At 68.3% G+C, this 24,071-nt stretch carries 14 protein-coding genes and 1 pseudogene; 7 read left to right on the top strand and 8 right to left on the bottom strand.

Going from position 1 to position 24,071, the window contains the following annotated elements; all coding sequences use genetic code 11:
- The 5 genes and pseudogenes from BM066_RS16265 to BM066_RS16245 form a co-directional block, all read right to left on the bottom strand.
- A pseudogene (locus BM066_RS16265) lies at nucleotides 1–2,327 on the bottom strand (hypothetical protein); the annotation flags it as partial.
- A 1,900-nt stretch (nucleotides 2,328–4,227) separates the two neighbouring features.
- Nucleotides 4,228–5,706, bottom strand: a complete 1,479-nt coding sequence (locus tag BM066_RS16260; RefSeq protein ID WP_018062238.1) for an efflux transporter outer membrane subunit — start codon at nucleotides 5,704–5,706, stop codon at nucleotides 4,228–4,230.
- Nucleotides 5,699–8,746 carry an efflux RND transporter permease subunit gene (locus BM066_RS16255; protein ID WP_018062237.1) on the bottom strand — a complete coding sequence of 1,016 codons (3,048 nt, stop codon included), beginning with the start codon at nucleotides 8,744–8,746 and terminating at the stop codon, nucleotides 5,699–5,701. The genes BM066_RS16260 and BM066_RS16255 overlap by 8 nt, the downstream gene beginning before the upstream one ends.
- A gap of 2 nt (nucleotides 8,747–8,748) precedes the next feature.
- Nucleotides 8,749–9,828: an efflux RND transporter periplasmic adaptor subunit gene (locus tag BM066_RS16250; RefSeq protein ID WP_018062236.1), complete on the bottom strand. Its 1,080-nt coding sequence runs from the start codon at nucleotides 9,826–9,828 to the stop codon at nucleotides 8,749–8,751.
- 98 nt (nucleotides 9,829–9,926) lie between these two features.
- A complete protein-coding gene (locus tag BM066_RS16245) occupies nucleotides 9,927–11,051 on the bottom strand; it encodes an AraC family transcriptional regulator (RefSeq protein ID WP_089929568.1) in 1,125 nt (374 codons plus the stop codon).
- Nucleotides 11,052–11,584: 533 nt separating this feature from the next.
- On the opposite strand from BM066_RS16245, the gene BM066_RS16240 reads away from it, so the two are divergent.
- Complete coding sequence (locus BM066_RS16240; protein WP_018062233.1) at nucleotides 11,585–13,090, top strand: carboxylesterase/lipase family protein; 1,506 nt, start codon at nucleotides 11,585–11,587, stop codon at nucleotides 13,088–13,090.
- 202 nt (nucleotides 13,091–13,292) lie between these two features.
- Here the strand turns inward: BM066_RS16240 and BM066_RS16235 are convergent, their stop codons facing one another.
- From BM066_RS16235 to BM066_RS16225, 3 genes are read right to left on the bottom strand one after another with little or no spacing between them, the layout of a single operon-like run.
- Complete coding sequence (locus BM066_RS16235; protein WP_218150916.1) at nucleotides 13,293–15,617, bottom strand: xanthine dehydrogenase family protein molybdopterin-binding subunit; 2,325 nt, start codon at nucleotides 15,615–15,617, stop codon at nucleotides 13,293–13,295.
- Nucleotides 15,614–16,078 (bottom strand): (2Fe-2S)-binding protein, encoded by a 465-nt coding sequence (locus BM066_RS16230; RefSeq protein WP_018062231.1) that lies wholly within the window; start codon nucleotides 16,076–16,078, stop codon nucleotides 15,614–15,616. The genes BM066_RS16235 and BM066_RS16230 overlap by 4 nt, the downstream gene beginning before the upstream one ends.
- 7 nt (nucleotides 16,079–16,085) lie before the next feature.
- Entirely contained in the window at nucleotides 16,086–17,375 is a 1,290-nt protein-coding gene (locus tag BM066_RS16225) for a c-type cytochrome (RefSeq protein WP_026176576.1), read from the bottom strand.
- Nucleotides 17,376–18,041: 666 nt separating this feature from the next.
- Between BM066_RS16225 and BM066_RS16215 the strand changes: the two genes are divergently transcribed.
- The 6 genes from BM066_RS16215 to BM066_RS16190 all read left to right on the top strand — a co-directional run bounded on the left by BM066_RS16215 (nucleotide 18,042) and on the right by BM066_RS16190 (nucleotide 24,032).
- Nucleotides 18,042–18,716: a hypothetical protein gene (locus BM066_RS16215; protein ID WP_143093748.1), complete on the top strand. Its 675-nt coding sequence runs from the start codon at nucleotides 18,042–18,044 to the stop codon at nucleotides 18,714–18,716.
- A 51-nt stretch (nucleotides 18,717–18,767) separates the two neighbouring features.
- Nucleotides 18,768–19,082 carry a hypothetical protein gene (locus tag BM066_RS16210; RefSeq protein ID WP_018062226.1) on the top strand — a complete coding sequence of 105 codons (315 nt, stop codon included), beginning with the start codon at nucleotides 18,768–18,770 and terminating at the stop codon, nucleotides 19,080–19,082.
- A 518-nt stretch (nucleotides 19,083–19,600) separates the two neighbouring features.
- Nucleotides 19,601–20,317, top strand: a complete 717-nt coding sequence (locus BM066_RS16205; protein WP_026176574.1) for a response regulator — start codon at nucleotides 19,601–19,603, stop codon at nucleotides 20,315–20,317.
- Nucleotides 20,314–21,639: an ATP-binding protein gene (locus tag BM066_RS16200; RefSeq protein WP_018062224.1), complete on the top strand. Its 1,326-nt coding sequence runs from the start codon at nucleotides 20,314–20,316 to the stop codon at nucleotides 21,637–21,639. The genes BM066_RS16205 and BM066_RS16200 overlap by 4 nt, the downstream gene beginning before the upstream one ends.
- Before the next feature lie 147 nt (nucleotides 21,640–21,786).
- Nucleotides 21,787–22,482: a carbonic anhydrase gene (locus tag BM066_RS16195; RefSeq protein ID WP_018062223.1), complete on the top strand. Its 696-nt coding sequence runs from the start codon at nucleotides 21,787–21,789 to the stop codon at nucleotides 22,480–22,482.
- The gene (locus BM066_RS16190; protein WP_018062222.1) at nucleotides 22,479–24,032 is read left to right on the top strand and encodes a SulP family inorganic anion transporter; all 1,554 of its coding nucleotides are present in this window, start codon (nucleotides 22,479–22,481) and stop codon (nucleotides 24,030–24,032) included. The genes BM066_RS16195 and BM066_RS16190 overlap by 4 nt, the downstream gene beginning before the upstream one ends.
- Nucleotides 24,033–24,071: the final 39 nt, after the last annotated feature.

Raw genomic sequence — 24,071 nt, 5'->3', positions numbered from 1 at the left:
TAGCGGCGCAGCAGGGCGCCGGCGCCGTCATATTCGGCCACCAGTTCGTCGCCGTCGTACAGGAACCGGGTGGTCCCGGCCCCGCTCGGGCCGGCGGTCTGATACAGCCGCCCCAGCGGGTCGTAGCTGAGCGTCGCCGTCGTCGCCCCGCTGGCGCTGGTCAGCCGGTTCTCGACGTCATAGAGGAAGCTGGTCGAGCCGTCCGAGGTCAGGTTGCCGTTGGCGTCGTAGCCGAGGCTGGCCTGGCCGACGACGCTATATTGGTTCAGTCCGTTCGTCGTATAGCCGCGATCGACCGTGCTCGCCCCGTACCAGGCATAGGCGTCGTTGTTGCGGCTGTTGCTGATCAGCTGCGACGCCGGGTTATAGCCGAAGGTCCAGGCCACGTCCGAGCCGGTCCAGGCCAGGTCGTGGCCCAGCGACGTCAGGCGGCTCATCCCGTCGAAGCCATAGCTGGAGACCGCCGCGCCATTGGTCCGCGATTCCGGCAGCGCCTGCGCGTTGTAGGTGTAGGTGGCCAGGACGGTCGCGTCCGACTCCTTGACCTTGGACATCCGGTTTAGCCCGTCATACTCGAACGTCACAAATTGCGAGTCCGGCCAGGTCAGGCGTTTGCGGTTGCCATAGTCGTCGTAGAGATAGTTCAGGGTCCGCGTCACGCCCCCCATGTCGTTGGTGCTCGATGTCAGCTGGCCGAGCGCATTGTAGGCGTTGGTGATCCCCTTGCCGCCGCTGGAATAGGTCGCGGTCAGCTGGTGGCCCATCAGGTCGTAGGTGTAGTCCACGCCGGCCACCGCCGGGCCGCTCTTCTGGCTCACGCGGTTCAGCGCATCGTAGGTGTAGTTGATGAAATTGTTGTCGCGCTTGCGCAGCTTCGTGCGATTGCCGGCGAGATCATATTCGTATTGCTCATAATCGGCGGTGTTGACGCCGCCTGCGGTCGCCAGCGCCGTGTCGGGCGTGCTGGCGTCGAACGCGGACGGCCGGGTCTTGCTCGGAAACTGCCATTGATACAGGCGGCTGTACTTGTCGTAGACGAACTTGGCATGATTGCCGTTGCCGTCGATCACGTCTTCCTTTCCCCCGGCGCGCGTATAGGTCCAGGTCGCATCGGCCGTCTCGGCCGGCGTGCCGACTCCCTTACGAACCTGCAGCAGCTGGCCCGAGGGGTCATAGACGTTCTTGGTGATCCGGTCGTACCCGTCGGTCCCCTCCACGCCGAGCGTGCAAGCGGAGGGGGGCAGCGATCCGAAGGCGGCCGGGTTCATGCGCAGCGCGACGCATTCGAGGCGCCGCCGAACGTCGTAGCTCATCTGCTTGACGCCGACCGGGTTGGCTCCGGTCGCATAGCGGCGCTCGACCATCGGCAGGCCGGTGGCGGCGCTGTATTCAGTGTCGACCCTTTCGGCCGGCGTCATCGCCTGCAGGGCCGCGAGGGTGACGTCGGTGACCGTGCCCTTGGCGACGGATTCGACCTGGCCGTCGGCGCCGTACACCGTTCGGACCGCCGCCCGGGGCAGCGGGCCCGAACCGTCCGGATCCCCGCCGATCGACCCGGTCTTGCGCCGCTTCAGGTCGTAGAAGCTGTAGACGGCGTCGTCGGTCCCGGGCCGCGGGCCGTCCTCGACGACGACATTGCCGAAACGGTCATAGGTGAAGGCCACGGTCGTCGCCAGCGAGCCGTCGCCGCGGCTGACCGTTTTCGACAAGGGCAGGAGATTGCGGGCGCCGTAGGCGCTGCTCGACGGATCGTAGGCCAGGGTGGTCTTCAGTTCGTCCGTCGTTCCGGCGCAGGTCGCAAGCGTCATGGTCCGGCAGGTGGCGGTCGACACCAGCCTCCACACCGCGGGCTGGGGCTGAGTCCCCCCCGCGCTGGTCTTCAGATAGGGCGTGAACTGTTGGTAGTCGTAGCGGGTCTGGGCCTGAACGCCGTTCACCGCCGGCTTGGTCACCGTCAGCAGACCGCCGTGAGTGGGGTCATAGGTGTAGGTCGTGGTGTTGTTGCGCGCGTCGGTGACGCTGGTCGGCTTGTTGCAGGTCTTGGGGTTGGTGCAGGTCGTCGGATAGGTCGCCGTCGCGACGACGATGTCCTCGCTGCCGTCGGAGGCTCCGTTCTTCGGCCTGATCGTCGCCGAAGTGATGTTGTTGCGGCTGTCGCGCGCGTAGGTGGTGGTGATTCCGCTCGTCGTCGTGACCGAATTGACCTGATCGTTGAGGTAGGTCTGGGTCGTCCCATATCCCAATTCGTTGACGTACAGATTCACCTGCGACCAGTTGGGGTTGAATTCGAGTATCTGCATCCTGCCGCCGGGCGGGAGGACCAGCATGCGCCACCCAAGGAGGGGAGCCGTCCAGTCGCAGCAAGGAGACTGCAAATAGCTTGTCCTATAGGTCGAGATCTGCCCGGCGCGCGTGACGCTCGTGACCCGGTTCGCAAACCACGCCGGCTGATTGGAACCACCTTGACCCTGCCTCCACACCGTCTCGACCCCGCGCGGGTCGGCGACCTTCAAGACAGAGACCGTACGGCCGTCCTCCGGCCTGGTTTCCGTTCCGATGACAGAATACGTCCACTTGTTCCCCATGACGTCGACGCCCTGACTGAACCAAGGGTAGTCGGTCAGGGTGTCGCAATTGGCGGCCGCGGGATCGCAATAGTCGGCCGCGCTGTTGATCATCCGGTAGCTGTACGAGCTCCTCTTGATCATCCAGCCGAGCGAACTCGAAACCGATCCAGTGAACGTGATGATCTCGCCGTCCGACTTGATGATCCTGGTCGCCATGCCGCTTTCCACCATACCATTGAGGCTCTGATTGGAGCCATTGACGCTCCCATTGGAGAAAAACCTCGGGGCGAACTCGATGATCGTGCCCTGAACATCCGTGTAAGTGCACAGATTGGCGCTGCAGGAGAAACTGCCCCTACCGCCCTTGTAAGGGGTGGCGGGGAGGCCGTTGCCGGTCACCGGTAGAAAGCGATTGACGACATCCCCGTATTTGACGTCGATATGATCTTGCTGGCTGCTCGTGGGGCCAGAAACCTGTCTATACTTAAAGTATACTGTGTAATTGTCAGCTAAATATTCCCAATCACCCACGTTCTGTCCAGAATTGTTTTGCCGGAACAGGTGCATACCGCTCTCGGGCGTTCCGATGCTCTGATCCACACTAGGCCAATAGAAGGCGCCGCCCACCAGATCGACGCCATTCTCGTCGATCGTCTTGATGGTCGACGGGTCTGGAATCGCCTCTGAAGTTTGCGCAGACGCCGGCAAGGCGAATATCGTCATCGCGGCAAGGAAGACGCCGATCGCCAAGGACCGGGAAAGACCTGCCAGTCGCCCCCTGTTCGTGGCGAAACCTGAAATCACGCGGGCGGAAGGAAGAAAATCAAAACGACCCGCACGAACAGACCTTCGCATGCACCCACCCATTTCAGATATTCCGTCAGGCCGCTGTCGTCTTCCGGGACACGCAGACAAACAGCCGCCTCGCCCCCATTGCACAGCTTGACCGTAAAGCGGCGCTTTCTGACGCGCAACCGGTGGGTGAAGGAATTTCTCGCTTCGCCTTGAACCGAGGCGCCCCCTGACCCTAAGGGCGCGCCGCGCGCTAGGCCGATCCGCCCGCGTCCTCGCCGTTGTTTTTTTGCACAGCGCAACGACCGTCGTTATACGACCGCTCCCGGCGCTTCGGCGTCGGGACCGATGGTGGTGCGGGAAGCGGTTTCATCGCTGCTAACGAGGTGGTCGGGGGTTCGAATCCCTCCGCGCGGCGCAGGTCGCGTGTAGCTCAGTCTGGTAGAGCACCGTCCGCTTCCGATTTTCCCCATCGGGTTTCCAAAGTCCGCCAGTGGCGCAGCCTTTCGGGTTCTTCGGGTGACGGTATGCGGGCGAAAGCCAGGCGCCGTTGTCTCCGCCTGACCTCCGACGATGCACGGGCTGGCGGCCGGGCTGGCCGATCGAAGGGCGTAGCCGAGTTCCGGAAGAGGCCGGCGCCTAGCGCTCGGTTTGTCCAAAGCGCTCGCGCAGGACGCGGTTCTCCGTCTCCAACGCTTCCAGCTTCTCGCGAAGCGGCTGGACGGCGCGGAAGATCTCGGCCTCGGTGATCCGTGCCTATCAGCGCGAGACCGAACGACAGCGCCAACTCGTCAAGCGCCCCCCCAACCGACCAGGCCGGCGCTCCCGCGGAGCGATGACGAAGGCGCTTCATCGGCGGTCTCCCAGCTCATCCGCCGAGGGCGCGGCGCAGTTGAACCCGCGCCAGCACGGCCGCCGTGTGCTGACGGACGGCGACCAGCTCGGCGGCCACGACCCCCTCCTGGACCGAAAGCACCGCCGCACGCGCGATGTCGCCGCGCGCGTGACGTTGCTCGATCATGGCCGCCTTTCCACGCCAGGCCGCCAGATCGGCCTCGGCCTCCTGGCCCTGGTCCTGCAAGGCGCGAATCTGGCCGAGCGCGTCCTCGACCTCCCGCCAGGCGTTGATCACCGTCTGGCGGTAGACGATGGCGGCGCTGCGCTCTTCCGAGCGCCGGAGATCGACGACGCGCTCCAGCCGACCGCCTGAGAACAGCGGCAGGGAGATGGAGGGGCCGATGCTGGTGTTGCGTTCGCCCCAGCCGAAATTGTCGAGGCTGGTGACGTCGATGCTGAGCTGGCCGGTCAGGCTGATCTGGGGATAGAGATCGGCCTTGGCCGCCCCGATCATGGCCGTGGCGGCGTGAAGTTGCGCCTCGGCCGCGACGATGTCGGGCCGCTGGCGGGCCATGTCCGAGGGCAGACGCACGGGCCCTGGCGCGAGGCTGACCGCCGGCGCCGGCGCGGCCAGGTCGAAGGGGTCCTGTCCGGGATCGCCGCCAACCAGGATCGCCAGGGCGCGAGCCAGGCTGGCCTGATCCTGCTCCAGCCCCGTCAATTCCTGACGCAGGGAACGCACGCGCGACTGGGCGTCGACCGCCTCGGCCCCGGCGGTCAGGCCGCGCTCGCGCGAAACCTGGACAATGGCCGCCCGATCGCTCGCCAGGGCCAGGGCCTCCTGGCGAAGGGCATGCTCGGCCTGCAAGCCGCGCAGTTGAAAATAGGCGCGCGCCGCCTCGGCTTGGACAGCCAGCAAGGCTCCCCGCGCCTGAGCGCGCGCCGCGTCCAGGGAGGCGGCCGCCCCCTCGCGCTGACGCGCCTTGCCGCCCCAGAGGTCCAACTCCCAGGAAGCGCCAGCCCCAACCGTGTAGAGGTCGAAGCCCACCGCCTTGGGCAGGTTGGGCTCCGCCGCCAGGCCAAGCACCTCGCGCGCCACCGTCGCGACGTCGGCCGTCGAGGCGCGGTCGCGGCTGTAGCCGGCCTGACCGGCGACCAGCGGCGCGGACTGGGCGCGAACCGCTCCGCGGGCGATCCTGGCGGCGGAGACGCGCTCGGCCGCCAGGTCCACGTCGAGATTGCCCGCCCCGGCCCGCGCCTCCAGGTCGTCGAGAACCGGGTCGCCGAAGGCCTTCCACCAGGCGGTCGACGCCGGGATGGTCTGGGCCGAAGCGACTGTCGCGGCGGGCGCGGTCGTACGCCACTGGCTGGGCAGCGATGGCCGCGGCGGAGTGAACTCGGGGCCCACGGCGCATCCCGCCAGGAACGTGGCGGCGGCCAGCACAGCGGCGACCAGCGGCCCTCGCGCGCGGTGTCCGGCGCACGGGATCTTGAGCATGATGTCAGACATGTTGGAGGTCCTGATTGGCGGGGGTCTTGCCGTCGAAGGCCAGCGCGTAGAGCGCCGGCAAGGCCAGCAGGGTGAGTGCGGTCGCGCCCAGCAGGCCGCCGATCATCACGATCGCCATGGGCCCCCAGAAGATGTTGAAACAGAGCGGGATGAAGGCCAGAACCGCGGCCAGCGCGGTCAGCACCACCGGCCGGGACCGGCTGACAGTGGCGTCGATGATCGCGGCCGCCAGGGCCATGCCGCCGGCTTGGTTGCGATCGACCTGGTCGACCAGGATGATCGAGTTGCGCATGATCATCCCGGCCAGGGCGATCAGGCCCAGGAGCGCGACGAAGCCGAAGGGCGCGCCGGTGATCAGCAGGGCCGCCACCGCGCCCACCAGGCCAAGCGGCGCCGTGGCCAGCACCAGCAGCGTGCGCTTGACGCTCTGCAACTGGACCATCAACAGCAGCAGCATGACGGCCAGGGTCGCCGGCAGGAGGTCGTAGATGGCCTTGTTGGCCTTGGCCGAGAGCTCCTCGTCGCCCCCTTCCTCGATGCGGTAGCCCTCGGGCAGCCGCCTGGCGATGGCCTCGATCCGGCTCTTGGCCCGCGCCGCGATCTCGGAGGCCTGCACGGCCCCGACCATGTCGCACTGGACGGTCATGGTCGGCTCGCCGTCTCGCCGCCAGACGATGGGCTGCTCGTCGCCGACGCCCAACCGGGCCAGCTGTCCCAGCGGCGTGGGCCCCGCGGCCGTGTCGATCGGTACGGTCGCCAGGCGCGACGGATCGGTCCGATCCGCCGCCGTCCCGCGCAGGGTCACGGCGACCCGCTTGACGCCGTCGAGCACCTCGCCGGCGGCGCGGCCCGAGACGATCATGTCCAGCGTCTCGGAGACGCCGGCCCGGTCGGCGCCCAGCCGGGCCGCCCGCGCGGCGTCGAGCTCGAGCGTGCGGGTCGGGGCGCGCTCGCCCCAATTGACCTGGACCGCAGTGGCGCCACGGGTGTCGCGCAGCACGGCGGCGACCTGCTCGGACACATCGCTCAACACCCCGGCGTCCGGACCGACAACCCGGTACTGCACCGGAAAACCGGTGCTGGGACCCAGCGACAGGCGGCGCACATGGATCTTGGCCTCGGGCGCGACCGGGCTGGCCGACAGACGCTCGATCAGCCGCTCGCGCGCGCCCAGGTCCTTGGCGACGACGACCAGGGTGGCCGTGGCCGGATTGGGCAGGGAGGGCCCGTAGGGCAGGTAGAACCGCGGCGCGCCCTGGCCCACGAAGCTGTCGAGCTGGGCCACGTCGGCGTCGCCTTTCAGCGCGCCCTCGACCTTGGCGGCGGCGCGGCTGGTGGCCTCGATGGATGCGCCCGGCCTCAGCGCCATGTCGATGATGATCTCGGGACGGTCGGACGGCGGGAAGAACTGCTGGCGCACCAGGATCGCGCCGACCAGGCTCAAGGCCAGCAGGCCGGCGGTGGCCGCCGCCACCATCCCCTTGCGACGCAGACAGAAGCCGATCACCTCGCGCAGCCGGCGATAGAGCGGCGTGTCGTAGGGATCGCGACCCGCCGCGTGCGGCTTGGGATCGGGCAGCAGCTTGACGCCCAGATACGGCGTGAACACCACGGCCACCACCCAGCTGAACACCAGCGCCGCCCCCGTCACCCAGAAAATGGCGTCGGCGTACTCGCTCGTCGTCGACTGGGCGAAGCCCACCGGCAGGAAGCCGGCGACGGTCAGCAGGGTGCCCGTCAGCATCGGAAAGGCGGTGTGGGTCCAGGCGTAGGCGGCCGCGTCGGCGCGTGAGGCTCCTTTCTCCAGTTGCACGACCATGGCCTCGACGCTGATGATGGCGTCGTCGACCAGCAGGCCCAGCGACAGGATCAGCGCCCCCAGCGAAATCCGCTCAAGGCCGATCCCCGCCGCACCCATGAACAGAGCCACGACCGCCAGGGTCAGGGGCACCGAGAGGGCCACGACCACGCCGGTGCGAAATCCCAGGGTCAGGAAGGCCACCACCAGGACCACGGCCAGGGCGCAGAAGAACTTGATCAGGAAGGCGCCGACCGCCTCCTCGATCACCGCGCTCTGATCCTGGATCTGGGTCAGCTTGACGCCCGCGGGCAGATGGCGTCCGAACTCGCCGGCGGTCTCGCGCAGGCTCTTGCCGAAGGCCAGGCCGTCGGCCCCCGGCGCCATGGCCACCGACAGCACGACGGCCGGCTGGCCAGCATGGCGCACGATCATCGGAGCGGGGTCGGCATAACCCCGCTCGACCTTGGCCAGGTCGGCCACCCGAACCGCGCCCTGGGCCGTCTGCACGTAGCTGTTCTCGACCGCCGCCACCCCGTCGATGGCGCCGCCCACCCGCACGGGCAGGCGCAGTGGAAGCTCGGCGGTCCCGGCCGGCGCGACGGCGCCGCGCTGGGCGAGCGCGCGCGCCAGTTGGCCTGGCGAGACGCCCAGGCCGGCCAGGCGACGCGGATCGAACTCGACATAGATGCTGCGCGGAATCTCGCCCGCGATCTGCACCTTGCCCGCGCGGGGCAGGCGCAGGACGGTCTCGCGCAGGCGCTCGGCCTGACGCACCAGGGCGGCGTTGTCGGCCCCGGTGAGCGTGAAGACGTAGCCGTAGACATCAGAATAGTCATCGTCGGCGGCGACCGCCGCGCCGGCCGGCAGGCTCGGTTCGATGTCCTGCAGCATCCGCCGGACCTGCTGCCAGATCTCCGGGACACGCTGACGCGGCGCGTCGTCCTTCAAGGCGACCTGAATGACGCAGCCGCCTTCGACGCAGTAGGTTTGCAACGAATCCAGCGACTCCACCGCCCGCAGCTTGCGCTCCAGCGGTTCGGCGATCTGGCGCTGCATCTGGTCCGGCGAGGCGCCCGGCCAGGTTCCCGCCACCACCATCTCCTTGAGGGTGAAGCTCGGATCCTCGGCCCGGCCGAGTTGGAGGAACTGGAAGGCCCCGACCGAGAAGATCAGGGCGATGAGGAAGCCGATCAGGGCCGGGTGCTCGACGGCCCAGCGGGAGAGATTGAAGCGCCCCATGATCAGATCCCGGCCTCGCGGGTTTCGACCACGGTCACCGCCTGGCCGGCCCGCACGCGATCAAGGCCGTCGGCCATGATCTCGCGCCGCTCGGGAAGGCCGCGGACCACGGCGTCGAGGCCGCTCAAGGCCACCACCATGACCGCCTGGGGGATCAGGCGACGCCGGTCGGCGCTGAGGGCCAGCACCTCCGCGCGGCCCTGGCGGTTGCGCAGCGCCGTCAGCGGCACGCGTACGGCCGGACCGGACGCCGCCCGCGCGATACGTACGCTGGCCGAGCCGTTGAGCGCAGCGCCCTGGCCGGCCTCGAGCGTGAAATAGGCCTTGCGCAGGCGGGTGCGCGGATCGCCCGCGGGCTCGACGGCGCGCAGATGGGCGGCGACCGGCGCGGCGCTGTCCCAGAGGGTGACGCTGGCCTGGGCGCCCGGCTCGAGGACCAGCCCCTCGGGAACCAGGACCTCGACCTCCGGCCGGCCCGAGGCCAAGCGCACGACCGGAGCCCCGGCCCCGGCCATCTGGCCAGGTTCAAGGACGATCTCGGTCACCACGCCGTCTTCAGGGGCGACGAGCACGCCGTCGGCCAAGGCGATGCGAGCGCGCTCCGCAGCCGCGCGCGCGGCCTGGGCGCGAGCGCCGGCGCCGGCCGCGCCCAGGGCGCGGTCCGAAACCTCGGCCGACGACAGCGCTCCGAGGCCGTCCAGGCCTTGAGCGCGACGCGCGGCGTCCTTGGCCTGGCTTTCGGCGGCCTGGGCCGCGGCCCATTCGCCGGCGGCCTGGGCCGCGGCCGCCCGCGCGTCGGCCTGGTCGAGCACCGCCAGCACCTGGCCGGCGCGCACGTGCTGGCCCAGGCCGACCTTGACCTGAGCCAGGCACCCGCCGGTCTTGAAGCCAAGATCGAGCGTGCGGCGGGCGCGCACCAGGGCGTCGAAGGTGTCCTGGCCGGCCAGGGCGGGTTCGGCCGCGACGGTGGCGATCGGCAAGGCGGCCGAGGGCGTCGGGGTGGGCGCCGAACAGGCCGAAGCCAGGAGCAGGAGGATCAGGCCAGCGCCGCGGGAGGCGGTCGTCGTGGGATTTTGGAACATGGTCGCAGCTTCCGTGGGGAGGAGGCCGCGCTAGTGGCGCCGTCGAGCGTCCGGGGCTCGTCGATCTCGCAATTCGACTGGTCGGATTTCGAAATCGGTCAGGTCTGGGCGCCCATCGCCCGACGGCGATAGTCGGTCGGCGTCTCGCCCATCGCGGTCTTGAAGGCCCGGTTGAAAGCCACCAGGCTGCCAAAGCCGGCGTCCATGGCGATGGTGAGGATGGGCACCTTGGCCTGTTCGCGGTCGGCCAGCGCCTGGCGCACTTCGGTCAACCGCTGGGCGTTGAGGTATTCGGCGAAATTGCGATGGCCGAGCCCGCCGTTGATGTGCCGGCGCACCCGGTATTCGGGCGCTCCCAGGCGCGCGGCCAGACCGCCGATCGTCAGTTCGGGACTGCGGTACAGCCGCTCGACCGCCATCAGCCGGTCGAGCGCGCGGGTCAGGTCCGGGTCGATCGGCCCGGGCGCGGCCTCCTCGGCCGGGGGGGCCGGCGCCTCGACGAAGGCGCCGTCATGGCGCACGTCGAACAGCATGACGGCCACGCCGAGCGCGGCGACTGCCAGCACCGCGCCATTGATCGCGCCCAGGACCAAGGACGGTCCGGTCATGCGCACATAGGCTTCGCTCCACAGCGACCAGACGATCACCAGGCCCACGGTGAGGACAAAGATGCTGCGCGCGCGGCGACGCTCCTCGACGAGATCGTCTTCACGTCCCCGCCAGACCAGCCATTGGGCGTGCCCGGCCATGGCGGTGCCGACGACATAGAGCGTCAGATCAAGGCCGCGGGTCAGCGGAAGCGAAGGCGTCTGGGTCTGCAGGAAGACGCCCAGGCCAGCGAACACCAGCGTCGCCAGGGCGTCGACGAGGCGGGGCTGGAACCCGTCGTCGAACCAGGCGCGGGCGAAGAGCCAGAAGAGCGGCACCGCCAGGCTAGAACCGATGGCGCAGAGCGCGGCGGCCGCGAACGGCAGCCGCAAGCCGGCCATGCCATCCATGGCCGCGCAGACCGCCGCGATCATCAGGGCCACGCCGAAACGCGCCGCGTGGCCGCGCGCCCTGCGCAGGAGGACGGCCGTCAGGAGCATAAGGCCGATCGCGCCCGACCGGAAAGCCGCGTCGAGCAGCAGCAGGGTTTGAACAGGCACTGGTTCCAACGCCGAAAAGGGCATGCCCCTTGCTAGCCCAACCGCGCGGTCGACGAAACGCCGCCGCGACGACATTTCGATCCTTGCATGGCTTGGCGGCGATCAGGGCCATCCAGGATCGGACGTAGGCGCAACAACGCGATAACCCGTCAGATCCGGGCGCTGAACGCGCGACAGAAGCGGCCGGCGCCCCGGTCGTTCGCCGCGACCGTCGCAGGCCGCAGCAACAACCGGTGCAGCATGTCGCCGCCCCATAGAAACCTACGGGGCCAACTTAACGTGAACCGGGGCGTTGAAATTCCTCAACATCGCATTTTCCCCAACTTGGCGGTCTTAACTTAAGCCCGGCCCTAGAACGCCCGATCCAACTTAAGGCCGTCCGCGCCGTTTCGCGTCGAGGGCGGCGCCCGGCCCGGAGCCTACGGGAGGCCCTCCTTGGATCGCTGAAACCGCCGTCACGCTTTGCACTGCGATTCCGGCTCATGGAGCCGGAGAGCGGACGAATGACCCGCCTGCGCCGTTACGGCTGGCGTTAGCGAACAAGGGGGTTCAGAAACAGGGGCGCGGACTGATCACGGGGAGGGAGCATGCCGCTAAGGACTCTGGCGATGGCCCTGCTATTCGCGGCCATCGGCCTTTCTTCGGCAGCCCATGCCGCCTCGCCTACCGTCACGATCGACAGCGGCGCACTCTCGGGCGCTGAGAAGGACGGGGTGATGTCCTACTTGGGCATTCCCTACGTCGCCCCGCCCATAGGGGATCTGCGCTGGCGGGCGCCGCAACCGGTGAAAGCCTGGCGGGGCGTGCGGCAGGCGACTGAATTCGGACCGGTCTGCCGCCAGACGGCCGACTGGATCAAGCTTCCGCAGAGCGAGGACTGCGTGACGCTCAATGTCTGGGCCCCGGCAAGGAAAGCCGCCAGGCCCTACCCGGTCCTGATCTGGATTCACGGCGGCGCGTTCGCCAACGGCCATGGCGGCGAGTGGGGCCCGGACGGCGGCAAGAGCCTCGTGCAAAAGGGTGTGATCCTCGTCTCGATAAATTATCGCCTTGGCGTTTTTGGCTTCTTCGCCCATCCCGAGCTTTCCGCCGAAGCGCCTGACCATGCCTCCGGAAACCAAGGTTTCCGGGACCAGGTCGCCGCACTGCAATGGGTTAGACGCAATATCGCCGCGTTCGGCGGGGATTCCGGCCGCGTCACGATCGCGGGCAGTTCGGCGGGCGGATCGTCGGTCGCGGCGCTGACGGTCTCCCCCTTGGCCAAGGGTCTCTTTCAACGGGGGATCGCCGAGAGCGGCGTCGTTGGCCCGCTGCCCACCAAGGCGACCGCCGAAACCGCAGGGACGGCGCTGGGCCAGGCGCTCGCGACGCCGCACCTCAGCGACCTGCGCAAGCTCGGCGCCGAAGACCTGCTCAAACAGAGCTGGCGGTCAGCACCCAATCTGGACGGCGTGGTGTTTACCGAGCAACCGCAGCAAAGCTTCGCCGCGGGGCGCCAGAACAAGACGCCGATGCTGCTCGGCTGGAACGCCGATGAGGGGCTCGACCTCGCCCCTGCAGCGTTCGGCGCCAAGATCGTCGCCGCCGCCGACTATGAACGGCAGCTGCAGAAACTCTTCGGCCCGCAAATCCCGCCCCTCATCCTCGCGCAGTATCCAGGTAAGACCGACGCGCAGGCGACGGAGTCCACGCAGCGCCTGGTCACCGACTTTATCGGGCTGCGGCATTTCGGCTGGGCGACGATGCAGCAGAAGGCGGGCGGTCCGCCAGCCTACCTCTACTACTATGTCCACTCGCCCGCCGAGCCGTCGGCGGACCAGCCTTGCTATTACGGCTGCAAAGCAGGCCATACTTCGGAGATCCGCTTCGCCTATGGCCAATTGTGGCGCGAGGCCCGCAGGTGGAATGCCGACGACCTGGCTCTGCAGGAGCAGATGCTTGGCTATTGGACCAACTTCGTGAAGACGGGCGATCCGAATGGGCCGGGATTGCCCAAATGGCCGATGTTCGACGGCAAGCCGGATACGGCGCAGAGACTGGGCAGCCCGACGGAGATCAGGGAACGCGGCGCATTCCCGGACTTCCGGCAATCCCTCGACCTGGCGGCGCAATAGGCCATGGCGAATGCGTCGATCGACGCCGCAATGCGCGGCTAAACGGCGCTGTACACCTGCCGAACAGGTGGCGCGAGTCGCGGGCGCTGGCGTCGACCTTGCGCAAGAAGCAGACTCTGGGACAGCCCCGAACACACGACGTTGAAGCCGAGCGACGGGCTGTCCTGCTCGCTCTCGCTCTAACCAAAGAGGATGGAGACACTCAGGCCTTTCCCGACAACGCCCGCAGCACAGCGGTCGACGTGATCGGGATGTGCCGCAGGCGCACCCCGACGGCGCGGAAGATGGCGTTGGCGACGGCCGGGGCGACCACCGTCGTCGCCGGCTCGCCCAGGCCGACCGGGACCTCGACGCTGTCGATGAACTGGATGTCCAGCTCCGGCGTGTCGGAGATGCGCAGCGGCGTATAGGTGTCCAGATTGACGTCCTTGACCTGGCCGTTCTCGAACACCGTGCCTTCGTGCAGGGCCATGCTGAGCCCCCACAAGGCGGCGCCCTCGGTCTGGGCCCGGGCCCCGTCGGGATCGACGATGGTGCCGGCGTCGGTCATCATCGTCAGCTTCTGGACCGTGACCACGCCGCTGACGCGATCAACGTGGACGCGGGCGACGCAGGCCACCCAGGTGGGCATGTCGCGTTCTTGGCCAAAACTGGTGGCCAGGCCCAGGGCGGTGTCCTTGGGTAGAGACTGACCCCAGCCCGCGGCCTGAGCGGCGCGGCGCACGACCTCGGCCTGACGCTTGGCCCCGCCGACCGTGCTGGCGTCGCCGCCGACATTGGCGCCGGCCCCGGTCAGCAACTTCAGACGCAGGGCCACCGGATCGATCTTCAGGTGGTGGGCGGCCTCGTCGATGAAGCTTTCGCCGGCCCAGTTGGTCCAGCCGGGACCAACGGAACGCAACCAGCCGGGACGGAAGGTTTCGTTGGCCAGATCGTTGTTGATGGCCCGCACCTTGTGGGCGCCGACCTCGTACCAATGATCGGCCCCGGAGATGGCGAAGGGATCGTAGGCCACGCCATTCGCGCCCTTGGGCATCAGGGCCGGAGCGTTGGCCAGCGTGGGCCAGCCCGCGGCGGCGTGATGCTCCTGGGCCAGGATCTGGCCGGTCCCGTCAAAGGCCATGCGAACGGTCTGCACCGAGGGCGAGCGTACGGAGTCGAAGCGGGCGTCGTCCTCGCGGGTCAGCACCAGTTTCACCGGCTTGCCCAGCGCCTTGGCGGCCAAGGCGGCGGGCACGGCGTAATCGCCGTTCAGCCGGCGGCCGAAACCACCGCCCAGCATGTAGGTGCGCATGACGATACTGGTCTCGGCGCGCCCCAGGGCCTTGGCCAAGGTCGGCAGGATCAGGCTCTGCCACTGGTTACCGGTGTGGATCTCCATCACCCCATTGGCCTCGTAGGCCAGGGCGTTCAGCGGCTCGAGCTGGAAATGCAGAACGGTGGCGGCGGTGTAGGTCTGTTCCAGCACCGACTTGGCGGCCTTGAAGGCGGGGGCGGTGTCGGCGGTCTTGGTGTCGAGCAGGGCCCCGCCATCGGCCTTGGCGATCAGGGCCGCCGCGTGGTCCTGCAGGTCCTTCTCCGACACGGTCGCGCCAGGGCCGGCGGTCCACCGGACCTTGACCAGGTCGGCGGCGCGGATCGCGGCGGGATAGCTTTCGGCGATCACCAGCACCCAGCCGGGCACGGTGTCGGACGGGTCGTCGATCGCCAGGCAACGGATGTAACCCTTGACCGCCTTGGCTGCGCTGTCGTCGACTGACACCACCTTCGAGCCATGGCGAGTGGGCGGCAGCTTGGGCCGCGCAAAGACCATGCCCGGAACCTTGGCGTCGATGCCGTAGATCGCCGTGCCGTTAGTCTTGGCGGCGATGTCGAGCGCCCTGCCCGGCTTGCCGATCAGCTTGCGCTCGGCCGCCGGCTTGACCGGCAGCTTGGCCAGTTCCGCAGGCGTGAACTGGCGGGCCACGCCGCCGCGTTTGACAATGTCGCCGTAGCTGATCGACTGGCCGCCGACATGGACCACGCCGCCGCGCGCCGTGCCGCCCGTCGGCGAGACGTTCAGCAGTTTCGCCCCAGCCTCGACCAGGGCGATGCGCCCGGCCGCTCCGGCCTGGCTGAAGATCGGGAAGGTCTGCCACACCGACCAGCTGCCGCCGGTGACCATCAGGCCCCACTTGGGGTCGGTATCGACGTGGACGATGCGGACCTTGTCCCAGGCCACGTCCAGTTCGTCGGCCAGAATGCGGGCCAGAGCGGTGCCGACGTGCTGGCCCATCTCGGCGCGGATGATGTTGACGGTGACGATCCCGTCGCCGTCGATGGCGAACCACAGGGTGGGCTCGAACCGAGGCCCCGCCGCGGTGATCGGCGCACCGCCCGGCACGGCCGGATCCATGGCGGCCTCGACCAGGGCCGAGAAGCCGAAGGCTAGGCCCGCGCCCGTCGAGGCGATGATGAAATTGCGGCGCGACAGCAGGCCGCCGGGTTCGCCCCCCATCTTCCCGGTCAGGGGAGGAAGCCGGCTCACGACTTGGTCCCCATCGCGGCGGCGGCCTGTTTGATGGCCGCCCGGATGCGGACATAGGTCATGCAGCGACAGAGATTGCCGCTCATGGTCGCGTCGATGTCCTGGTCGGTGGGGGCGGGAAAATCCTTGAGCATCGCCGCCGCTTGCATGATCTGGCCCGACTGGCAGTAGCCGCACTGCGGGGTCTGCAGATCTAGCCAGGCCTGCTGCACCGGGTGCTGGCCGGCGGGGTCGAGACCCTCGATGGTCGTCACCTCCGCACCTTCGACGGCGCTGATCGGGGTGATGCAGGACCGTGTCGCGCGGCCGCCGACATGGACGGTGCAGGCTCCGCACATGCCAATCCCGCAACCGAACTTGGTGCCGGTCAGACCGATGTCGTCGCGGATCACCCACAGCAGGGGCGTGTCCTCATCGACGTCGATGGAGACCGCGCGACCGTTGAGCGTGAACTGGGTCATGTCTGGGTCACCTTCCCTGCGCGCGGACCGCCGCGACCTTCTTGTCCAGGTTTGGCCAGGCGGGCTTGTCGGTGCGCGTGGCGCGCAGATAGCTCGCCAATTCCGCGACATCGGCGTCGCTGAAGCGGTTGAAGCTGGGCATCACCACGCCAGGCGCGCCGTCCTTGGCGCTGACTCCGTACAGCACCACCCGGATCAGGTTGGTCGGGTCGTCCAGATTGACAGCGCTATTGAGCGCCAGGTCGGGCCGCAGCGGATTGAGCTGGCCAACGCCGTTGTAGTGGCAGGAGGCGCAGGCGGTCGTGTAGAGCCGCGCGGCGGGCAAGGTCTGAGGTCCGACATTCAGACGGTCGGCCGCCGCCGCCTTCCGAAGGGCGGGCGCGAGGCTCGAAGCCCGCGCAGCCGCGCCATCGACATCGGCGAGATAGACCGCCAGAGCCTGGATGTCGGCGTCGGGCAGCTTGATCAGGCCGTCGTGGACGACCGGGGCCATCGGCCCGGCGGCCACGCCGTGATAGCGGCTGATCCCGGTGCGCAGGTAGGCGACCAGTTCGGCCCTGTCCCAGGGCGCGGGCGAAGGGTTGGCGGCGGTCAGTGGCGGAGCGATCCAATTGTCGATCAGCGCGCCGGCGTAGGCCTTGTCGCGCTTTTCCGCCCCCAGGGCGTTGCGCGGCGTATGGCAGGCGCCGCAATGGCTGACGCCCTGAGCCAGATAGGCCCCGCGGTTCCATTCGGCGCTCTTGGCCTTATCCGGCTCAAAGCGGCCGGGATGGAAGAACAGCAGCTTCCAGCCCGCTTGCAGCGCCCGGATGTTGAGCGGGAAGGGAACGCTATTGCGCTTGGCCGGAGCCTCCACCGCCGTGCGGGTCATCATGTAGGCGTACAGCGCGGAGACGTCGGCGTCGGTCAGCTTGGTGAAATGGTCGTAGGGAAAGGCCGGAAACAGGTGCGCGCCATTTCGGGCCACGCCTTGATGCATCGCCCGGCGGAAGGCCGCCTCCGACCAGGTTCCGATGCCGGTCTTGGCGTCAGGCGTAATGTTGGTCGAATAGATCGTGCCAAAACCGGTCTTCATCGGATAGCCGCCGGCGAACGGCTGGCCGCCCTTGGTGGTGTGGCAGGTGGAGCAGTAACCCGCACCGGCCAGAACCTCGCCCCGCGCGACCATCTCGGGCGCGAAGGCGGCCGGCGCGGGCGGCGCGATCTTGCCGATGGCGGGGCGCCAGGCAAAGACGCCGAAGCCGACAATCCCCACGACAACGACGACGATCAATCCAAGGACGATACGTTTCAGCACAGTCAGGCTCCTGGCGGTCTCGCGCGGACGCGCAACGTCCATCCGCAACAAGGCCAGATGCCGAGGAACTTGAGAGCAAACCGCCTTCCCGGCAAGGGATACGGACATTCTGCGAGACGTTTGCAGAACGCCCGTCCAGCGGGCCGGGAAGCCTGCCCTTCATCAGTCGACTTTCTAGTACGTAACCCTGGCGTCGACCTTGCGCCACTTGCGGACATTGAGCCCATATCCAAACCGGACGTTCAGCTCGCGCATGGGCGGGACTCGATTGGCGGCCCCCGCCGCCAGCGCGATCTTCGGCGACGCCGTCGCCTGCCTTGGGCGACCGACGGCGCGAATGAGGCGGCTCCGCCCGCCCGGGATTGGAGCGCTACGGCGAGCGGGCGGGAGCTGGCCACGCTGCAAGCGGGTGGCTCCTGCGTGCGACTTGAGGACGGCTTGGAGACATTCCAAAACCGCCGCAACCTTCCAGATGGACGCCTTTGGCGTATCCAAGGCCGAGATCCGTAAGGCCGCCCCGTCGCCGCGGTCGTCACACTTTGTCACGATCGCGATGCGCTGGGGCAAAACCACTCGGGCAAAAAGACCGCCAGATCGATGTCGCCCCGGGGAAGAGGAACGATGAGCGTTCGGATCCTGGCGGGCGCACGATGGCAGGAGGTTTTCGTGTCCCGCACCACAGTCTCTTCGACAGTATCGGCGGCGATAATAACGGCCGTCCTGGCCGCCACTACGGCTCCGGCGATCGCCCAGACGCCGAACGTCCCGCCCAAGCTGGCGGCCATGGCGGCCGAGCAGTTCCAGGCTCGGGCCCAGATCATCGACGATCATCTCGAGACCGAAACCGTGATCTCCACCGAGGGCGGGTTTCGCCATACGCGCGGCCTCTTCAAGACGCCGTGGAACGACAACCATTTGCGGGCGGTGATCGACAAGCGCACGGGCGCGGCTCGTTTCGAGGTGCGCCAGACCCTGAAATACCCCGGGTCTTTCCGGGGTTATGGCGAGGTCAATTATCAAACCTCGACCTGGCCGGTCAGCGCGCCTCTGATCAAGGTCCGAGACAACGCCCAGAACTGCGCCCTGTTCGAGGCTGGTGAAGTCTGCTTCGAGGAGGTGACCTTCGCGGTCGACGAGGCCCACCTGCGCGAAATCGCCCAGCGTCGCGTTTCGGGAACGCCTGCGCCCTGGGCGTTCAAGTTCAAGGCCGGAGACGCCTACGAGCATCGCGCGGCCATCGTCCAGGCCGAGATCGTCGGCCTGCTGCGCGCGGTCGACGACTACAAGCGCGGCCTGACGCATCTCGACGCCATGGCCGCCCCGTCGGCCCAAGCCGGCTAGCGGCGTCCGCGCCCCGCCTTCAATTCCCCTGTATCTTCCGGAGTTCGCCTCATGATGAAACCAGCGTTCCTTGGCGGCGCGGCCGCGCTGCTGGCCGCCTTTCCAGCCCTCGCCGGACCAGTCGGGTCCGGCCTTAGCCATACAAACGAGGTGGCCCGCCGCGCCGCCCAAAGGACGATCACCGTCGTCCAGTCCGACCCGGCCTGCGCCCGCCAGGCCGCGGAGCGGGTCAGGGCGCACGACGGCGTCGCCTGGGCCAAGACCCGGCCGGGCAAGGTCTTGATCGCCTTCCGTTCCGAGGAACATGCCACGCGGGGAGCGGCGGAGGTCCGCGCCGTCGTCGCCGAGAGTTGCCGGGCCGCCTAGAGCGTCAAAGCGCGCCTATCCCGGCGGCAGGGCTCGTCCCCCGGGGCCCGGCCGGCCGCGTCCCGCCTCGTCATCTCCCCGTGACGAGGCGGGACGCGGACAATTTGTCGACACGAAATATGACAAAGCTCCCGCTCAAAAGCGGGTGTTGTCGCACGCGACGCTGGAGCGGCCGTCCGAGACGGCCGTCCCTGAGCCGCAATCATACTGCGTCGATTCACAGGATCCAAAAGCAAAGCTTAGGGCCGTCTTTGCGATTATAAAGAATTTCTGTGACGTACCACTGTTATCAATGACCAATTTGGCTTCCACTTGCCCATTTATAGGAAATATATCTGCCGAAAATTTCGCCGCCTGAATGGATGAGGTCGAAAACACCGCGCCATTTGGAGAAACTTGAAACCAAAGACTTGTCACGAAAATGCGATCGCCTAGATAGCGACGGCGGTTCGAGGGCCGCGCTCCGGTGTGACAATTCTTCAGGCTACGGAATGCTCGATCTCCAGCGCGAACTTGCCATGGTCTCAACCGCGCCTGTCGTGCTGATCGTCGAAGATGACCCATCCCTGCGAACGCTGCTGTCCCGGGTCCTGCGCGAGGAGGGCTTTCATCCGCTCAGCGCCGCGCACGGCGCGGAGATGGCGAGGATCATCGACGCCAATCCGATCGACCTGATCCTGCTCGACATCATGCTGCCGGGATCGAACGGTTTCGATCTGTGCCGGACCCTGCGGCGATCCAGCCAGGTGCCGATCATCATCCTCAGCGCTCGGGACGAGGAGACCGATCGACTGATCGGGCTGGAGCTGGGGGCCGACGACTATATCGCCAAGCCGTTCAGCAACCGGGAACTGGTCGCTCGCATCCGCGCGATCCTGCGCCGCACCCAGGGCGGCGGCCAGACCGCGCCGCGGGGCTATCAGCTGTTGACCTTCGCCAACTGGACGCTGGATCCGGGGCGGCGGGAACTGATCTCGCCCGAGGGCGCCGTCGTCGATCTGTCCGGCGCCGAGTTCGACCTGCTGCTGGCCTTCGTCAGCGCGCCCCAGCGGGTGATCGGGCGCGAACGGCTGCTGGAGATGTCGCGGACCCGCCTGGCCGATGCATCGGACCGCAGCATCGACGTCCTGGTCAGCCGTCTGCGCCGCAAGTTGGCCGCGGTCCAGGCCGAGCCCCTGCTGCGCACGGTGCGAGGGGTGGGCTATATCTTTACCGCGGCCGTCGAGCGTCGATGACGCTGTTGCGGCTGTGGCCCCAGAGGCTGGTGGGGCAGGTTTCGCTGGTGCTGATGCTGGCGGTTCTGCTGGAATTCGTCGGCAGCTCGATCCTGTTCGAGCGCAGCGATCTCTATATCAGCCAAAGCCACCAGGCCCGGCGCCTGGCCGAGCAACTGGTCGCCACCGACGGTCTGCTCGACGACCTGCCGCCGGAGGCGCGATCGGGCCGGGCTCGGACCTTGTCGACCAGCCATATCGGTCTGTCCTGGAGCCAGATCCCCACCACGCCGCCGGGACAGGATCGGCCCGCAGACCGGCGCCTGCGCGAGCAGCTCCAGACTTGGGAGCCCAGCCTGCGGGACCGGGAACTGCGGATCGTCCGGTGGCCGGAGAGCGCGTGGCTCGGCGGCGCCAAGCTGAAGGTGGCGTTGAGGATGCGCGACCATTCCTGGCTGATGCTGCAGACCCAGGTGCGGGCCGCGCCATGGGCGATGGTGCTGGGCGGGGTGGGATCGGCCTTCATCCTGGCGCTGGGCGTGCTGCTGGCGTCCATTCTGGTTCTGCGCAACCTCAGCGCCCCGCTGCGGGCCTTGGCCAGCGCCGCCAACGCCGTGGGCCAGGGCGCCCCGGTGCGGATCGCCGAGGAGGGCGCGGGCGACCTGAAGCTGGTCGCCAAGGCCTTCAACGCCATGCAGGCTCGCATCACCGACCTCATCTCGGCGCGCACCCAAGCCCTGGCCGCCGTCGGTCACGACCTGCGCACGCCCCTGTCACGACTTCGCCTGCGGGCCAGTTTCGTCGACGACAAGGCGGCCCGCGAGGCCATGGAAGCCGACGTCGACGAAATGACCGCCATGCTCGATTCGCTTCTGGCCTATCTGAGCGGCGATGAGGACCCGGAGCCCCGGCGGCTGGTCGACCTGGCGGCCATGGCCATGACCTTGGTCGACGCCGCGACCGACGCCGGCCACGCGGCCAGCTACGTTGGCCCCGAGCGCCTGCTGGTCGAAGTCCGGCCGCTGTCGATCAAGCGGGCGCTCGGCAATGTCCTGCAGAACGCGATCCTCTACGGCGGACGGGGCGACATCATCCTGCGGCGAGACGGCGCTCAGGTGGCCGTGGCGGTCGAGGACAACGGCCCCGGCATCCCCGAGGCCGACATGGCTCAGGTGCTCGAGCCGTTCAGCCGCCTCGACAGCGCGCGGGCGCGCAATACGTCAGGCCTGGGTCTTGGCCTGACCATCGTCCACAGGATCGTACACCGCGAAGGCGGAACGCTGGCGTTCCACAATCGACCGCAAGGCGGGTTGCGGGTGGAGATCCGGTTGCGCCTGGCCTGACCGGCCAGACATGTTTTGTCACAGTTCTGCTGCGTTGCAGCAAATCGACCCGATCAATCTTCGATCTCCGGCGCGGGAACGCCCGCGCGCGCGGCCAGCGATGATCCGATCCGGATCTCCCGCGCCGCCCAGCTCACGGAGGTTCTGTTGGAACACGTTCTGGAACGCGCCACGCGATTTCGCGGGCAGGTCTTTCCCGCTCAAAGCGCCCTCTATGAAAGGCTGGCCAGCGATGGGCAGAGCCCCAAGGCTCTGATGATTTCCTGCGCGGATTCGCGCGTTGTGCCCGAACTGATCACCCAGGCCGCCCCCGGTGACCTGTTCGTGTGCCGCAACGCCGGCAACATCGTGCCGCCGTTCTCCCAGGCCAATGGCGGGGTGTCCTCGGCGGTCGAATATGCGGTCGTGGCCCTGGGGGTCCGCGACATCGTGGTCTGCGGCCACTCCGACTGCGGGGCGATGAAGGCCTTTTCCCAACCCGAGGCGCTGCAGCGCATGCCCAATGTCGCGGCCTGGCTACGCCACGCCCAGGCCGCGCACAGCGTCGTCTGCTCGGCCTATCACGGGCTCGACAGCAAGGCCGAGACGCGAGCCTTGAGCCTCGAGAACGTCGTGGTCCAGATCAATCACCTTCGCACGCATCCTTCGGTGGCCTCGGCGATCGCCCAGGGCGAGCTGTCCCTGCACGGCTGGTTCTTCGAGATCGAGACCGGCCGCATCCTGGCGTTCAACGGCGAGACCGAACAGTTCGAGCTGGTCGTCGAGGGACGCTCCCTGCCGGTCGCCCTCAGCCCCAACCGCCGCCTCGCCGCGCGCGACTTCGTAGGGATGGCGGCCGAATGACCAAGACGACCGCTGCTTCCCCAGGGCCGGCCAAGACCGGCCTTTCGATGCTCCTGTCCCGCGACATCACCGCTTCGATCGTCGTGTTCCTGGTCGCCATGCCGCTGTGCATGGGCATCGCCGTGGCGTCCGGCGTGCCGGCCGAGCGCGGCCTGATCACCGGCGTCATCGGCGGCCTCGTCGTCGGGGTCCTGGCGGGCTCGCCCCTGCAGGTCAGCGGACCGGCCGCCGGCCTGGCGGTCATCGTCTTCGAGATCGTCCAGAGGCACGGGCTTTCGACGCTGGGTCCCATTCTGCTGCTGGCCGGCCTGATCCAGCTGGCGGCGGGCGCGCTGCGGCTGGGACAGTGGTTCCGCGCCATTTCACCGGCCGTGGTTCACGGCATGCTGGCCGGAATCGGCCTGCTGATCGTCGCCGGCCAGATGCACGTGCTGTTCGGCGCCAGCCCCAAGGCCCATGGGCTGGAGAACCTGATGGCCATCCCGGCCGCCATCGCCGGCCTTTCGGTCCGGGCCCTTGGCGTCGCCGAAGCCGCGCTGATCGTGGGCGTCATCACCATCGGGGCCATCCTGCTCTGGGAGAAGGTACGCCCGGCCAAGCTCAAGCTTGTCCCCGGCGCGCTGCTCGGCGTGCTGGCCGGCACGCTGGCGGCCACGACCCTGAACCTCGACGTCCAGCGCATCGTCGTGCCGGAGTCGATCGCCGCCGCGATCTCGGTTCCGGGCTTCGGCGACCTGGCCAAGCTCGCCGACCCGGCCTTGATCCTGACCGCCCTGGCGGTGGCCTTCATCGCGTCGGCCGAAACCCTGCTGTCGGCGGCCGCCGTCGACCGCATGCACGATGGCCCGCGCACCAAGTACAACAAGGAGCTCTTCGCCCAAGGCGTGGGCAACATGCTGTGCGGCGCGGTCGGCGCCTTGCCGATGACCGGCGTCATCGTGCGCAGTTCGGCCAATGTCCAGGCCGGCGCGGGCAGCCGGCTGTCGACGATCCTGCACGGCGTCTGGATTCTCGCCTTCGTGGCCCTGCTCCCGGGACTCCTGCGCCAGGTCCCCAGCGCGGCCCTGGCGGGGGTGCTGGTCGTCACCGGCTGGCGGCTGGTCAGCCTGGAGCACGTGCGCCATCTCTTCGCGCGCTACGGCCTGCTGCCGGCGTTGATCTGGGCGGCGACCTTCGTGACGGTGGTGGCGACCGATCTGCTGACCGGCGTTCTGGTCGGCTTGGCTCTGACCCTGGTCGAATTGGCGCCGCACCTCGGTCGCCTGCGCCTGAAAGTCGCCGAACGCGAGATCGGCGAGCAGGCGCGCGAGGTGACGCTCGAGGGCGCGGCGACCTTCGTGCACTTGCCGAAGATCACCAGGGCGCTGGACGCGGTGCCGGACGGCGGCGTCGTTCACCTTAACACCCGCGGCCTGTCCTGCCTGGATCACACCTGCGCCGAGGCCCTCAGCGAATGGCTGAAGGGCAAGGCCCGCGCCGGCGCCCGTGTGGAGGTCAGCAGCGCCTGCGCGTTCGGCGATCGCCTGCGCGCCGCCTACGCCCACGCCTGAGAACGCGGCCGGCGGAGCCACGAATCCCCCGCCGGCCGC

It is taken from the genome of Caulobacter sp. UNC279MFTsu5.1, assembly GCF_900114015.1.
GTDB lineage: Bacteria > Pseudomonadota > Alphaproteobacteria > Caulobacterales > Caulobacteraceae > Caulobacter.
The sequence above is the reverse complement of the archived record's forward strand: the minus strand, read 5'-3'. Positions and strand labels throughout refer to the sequence as shown.

Coding starts and splice junctions, on each gene's coding strand:
- BM066_RS16260 (WP_018062238.1), bottom strand. CDS start 5,706: ATGTCTGACATCATGCTCAAGATCCCGTGCGCCGGACACCGCGCGCGA.
- BM066_RS16255 (WP_018062237.1), bottom strand. CDS start 8,746: ATGGGGCGCTTCAATCTCTCCCGCTGGGCCGTCGAGCACCCGGCCCTG.
- BM066_RS16250 (WP_018062236.1), bottom strand. CDS start 9,828: ATGTTCCAAAATCCCACGACGACCGCCTCCCGCGGCGCTGGCCTGATC.
- BM066_RS16245 (WP_089929568.1), bottom strand. CDS start 11,051: ATGTCGTCGCGGCGGCGTTTCGTCGACCGCGCGGTTGGGCTAGCAAGG.
- BM066_RS16240 (WP_018062233.1), top strand. CDS start 11,585: ATGGCCCTGCTATTCGCGGCCATCGGCCTTTCTTCGGCAGCCCATGCC.
- BM066_RS16230 (WP_018062231.1), bottom strand. CDS start 16,078: ATGACCCAGTTCACGCTCAACGGTCGCGCGGTCTCCATCGACGTCGAT.
- BM066_RS16210 (WP_018062226.1), top strand. CDS start 18,768: ATGATGAAACCAGCGTTCCTTGGCGGCGCGGCCGCGCTGCTGGCCGCC.
- BM066_RS16205 (WP_026176574.1), top strand. CDS start 19,601: ATGGTCTCAACCGCGCCTGTCGTGCTGATCGTCGAAGATGACCCATCC.
- BM066_RS16200 (WP_018062224.1), top strand. CDS start 20,314: ATGACGCTGTTGCGGCTGTGGCCCCAGAGGCTGGTGGGGCAGGTTTCG.
- BM066_RS16190 (WP_018062222.1), top strand. CDS start 22,479: ATGACCAAGACGACCGCTGCTTCCCCAGGGCCGGCCAAGACCGGCCTT.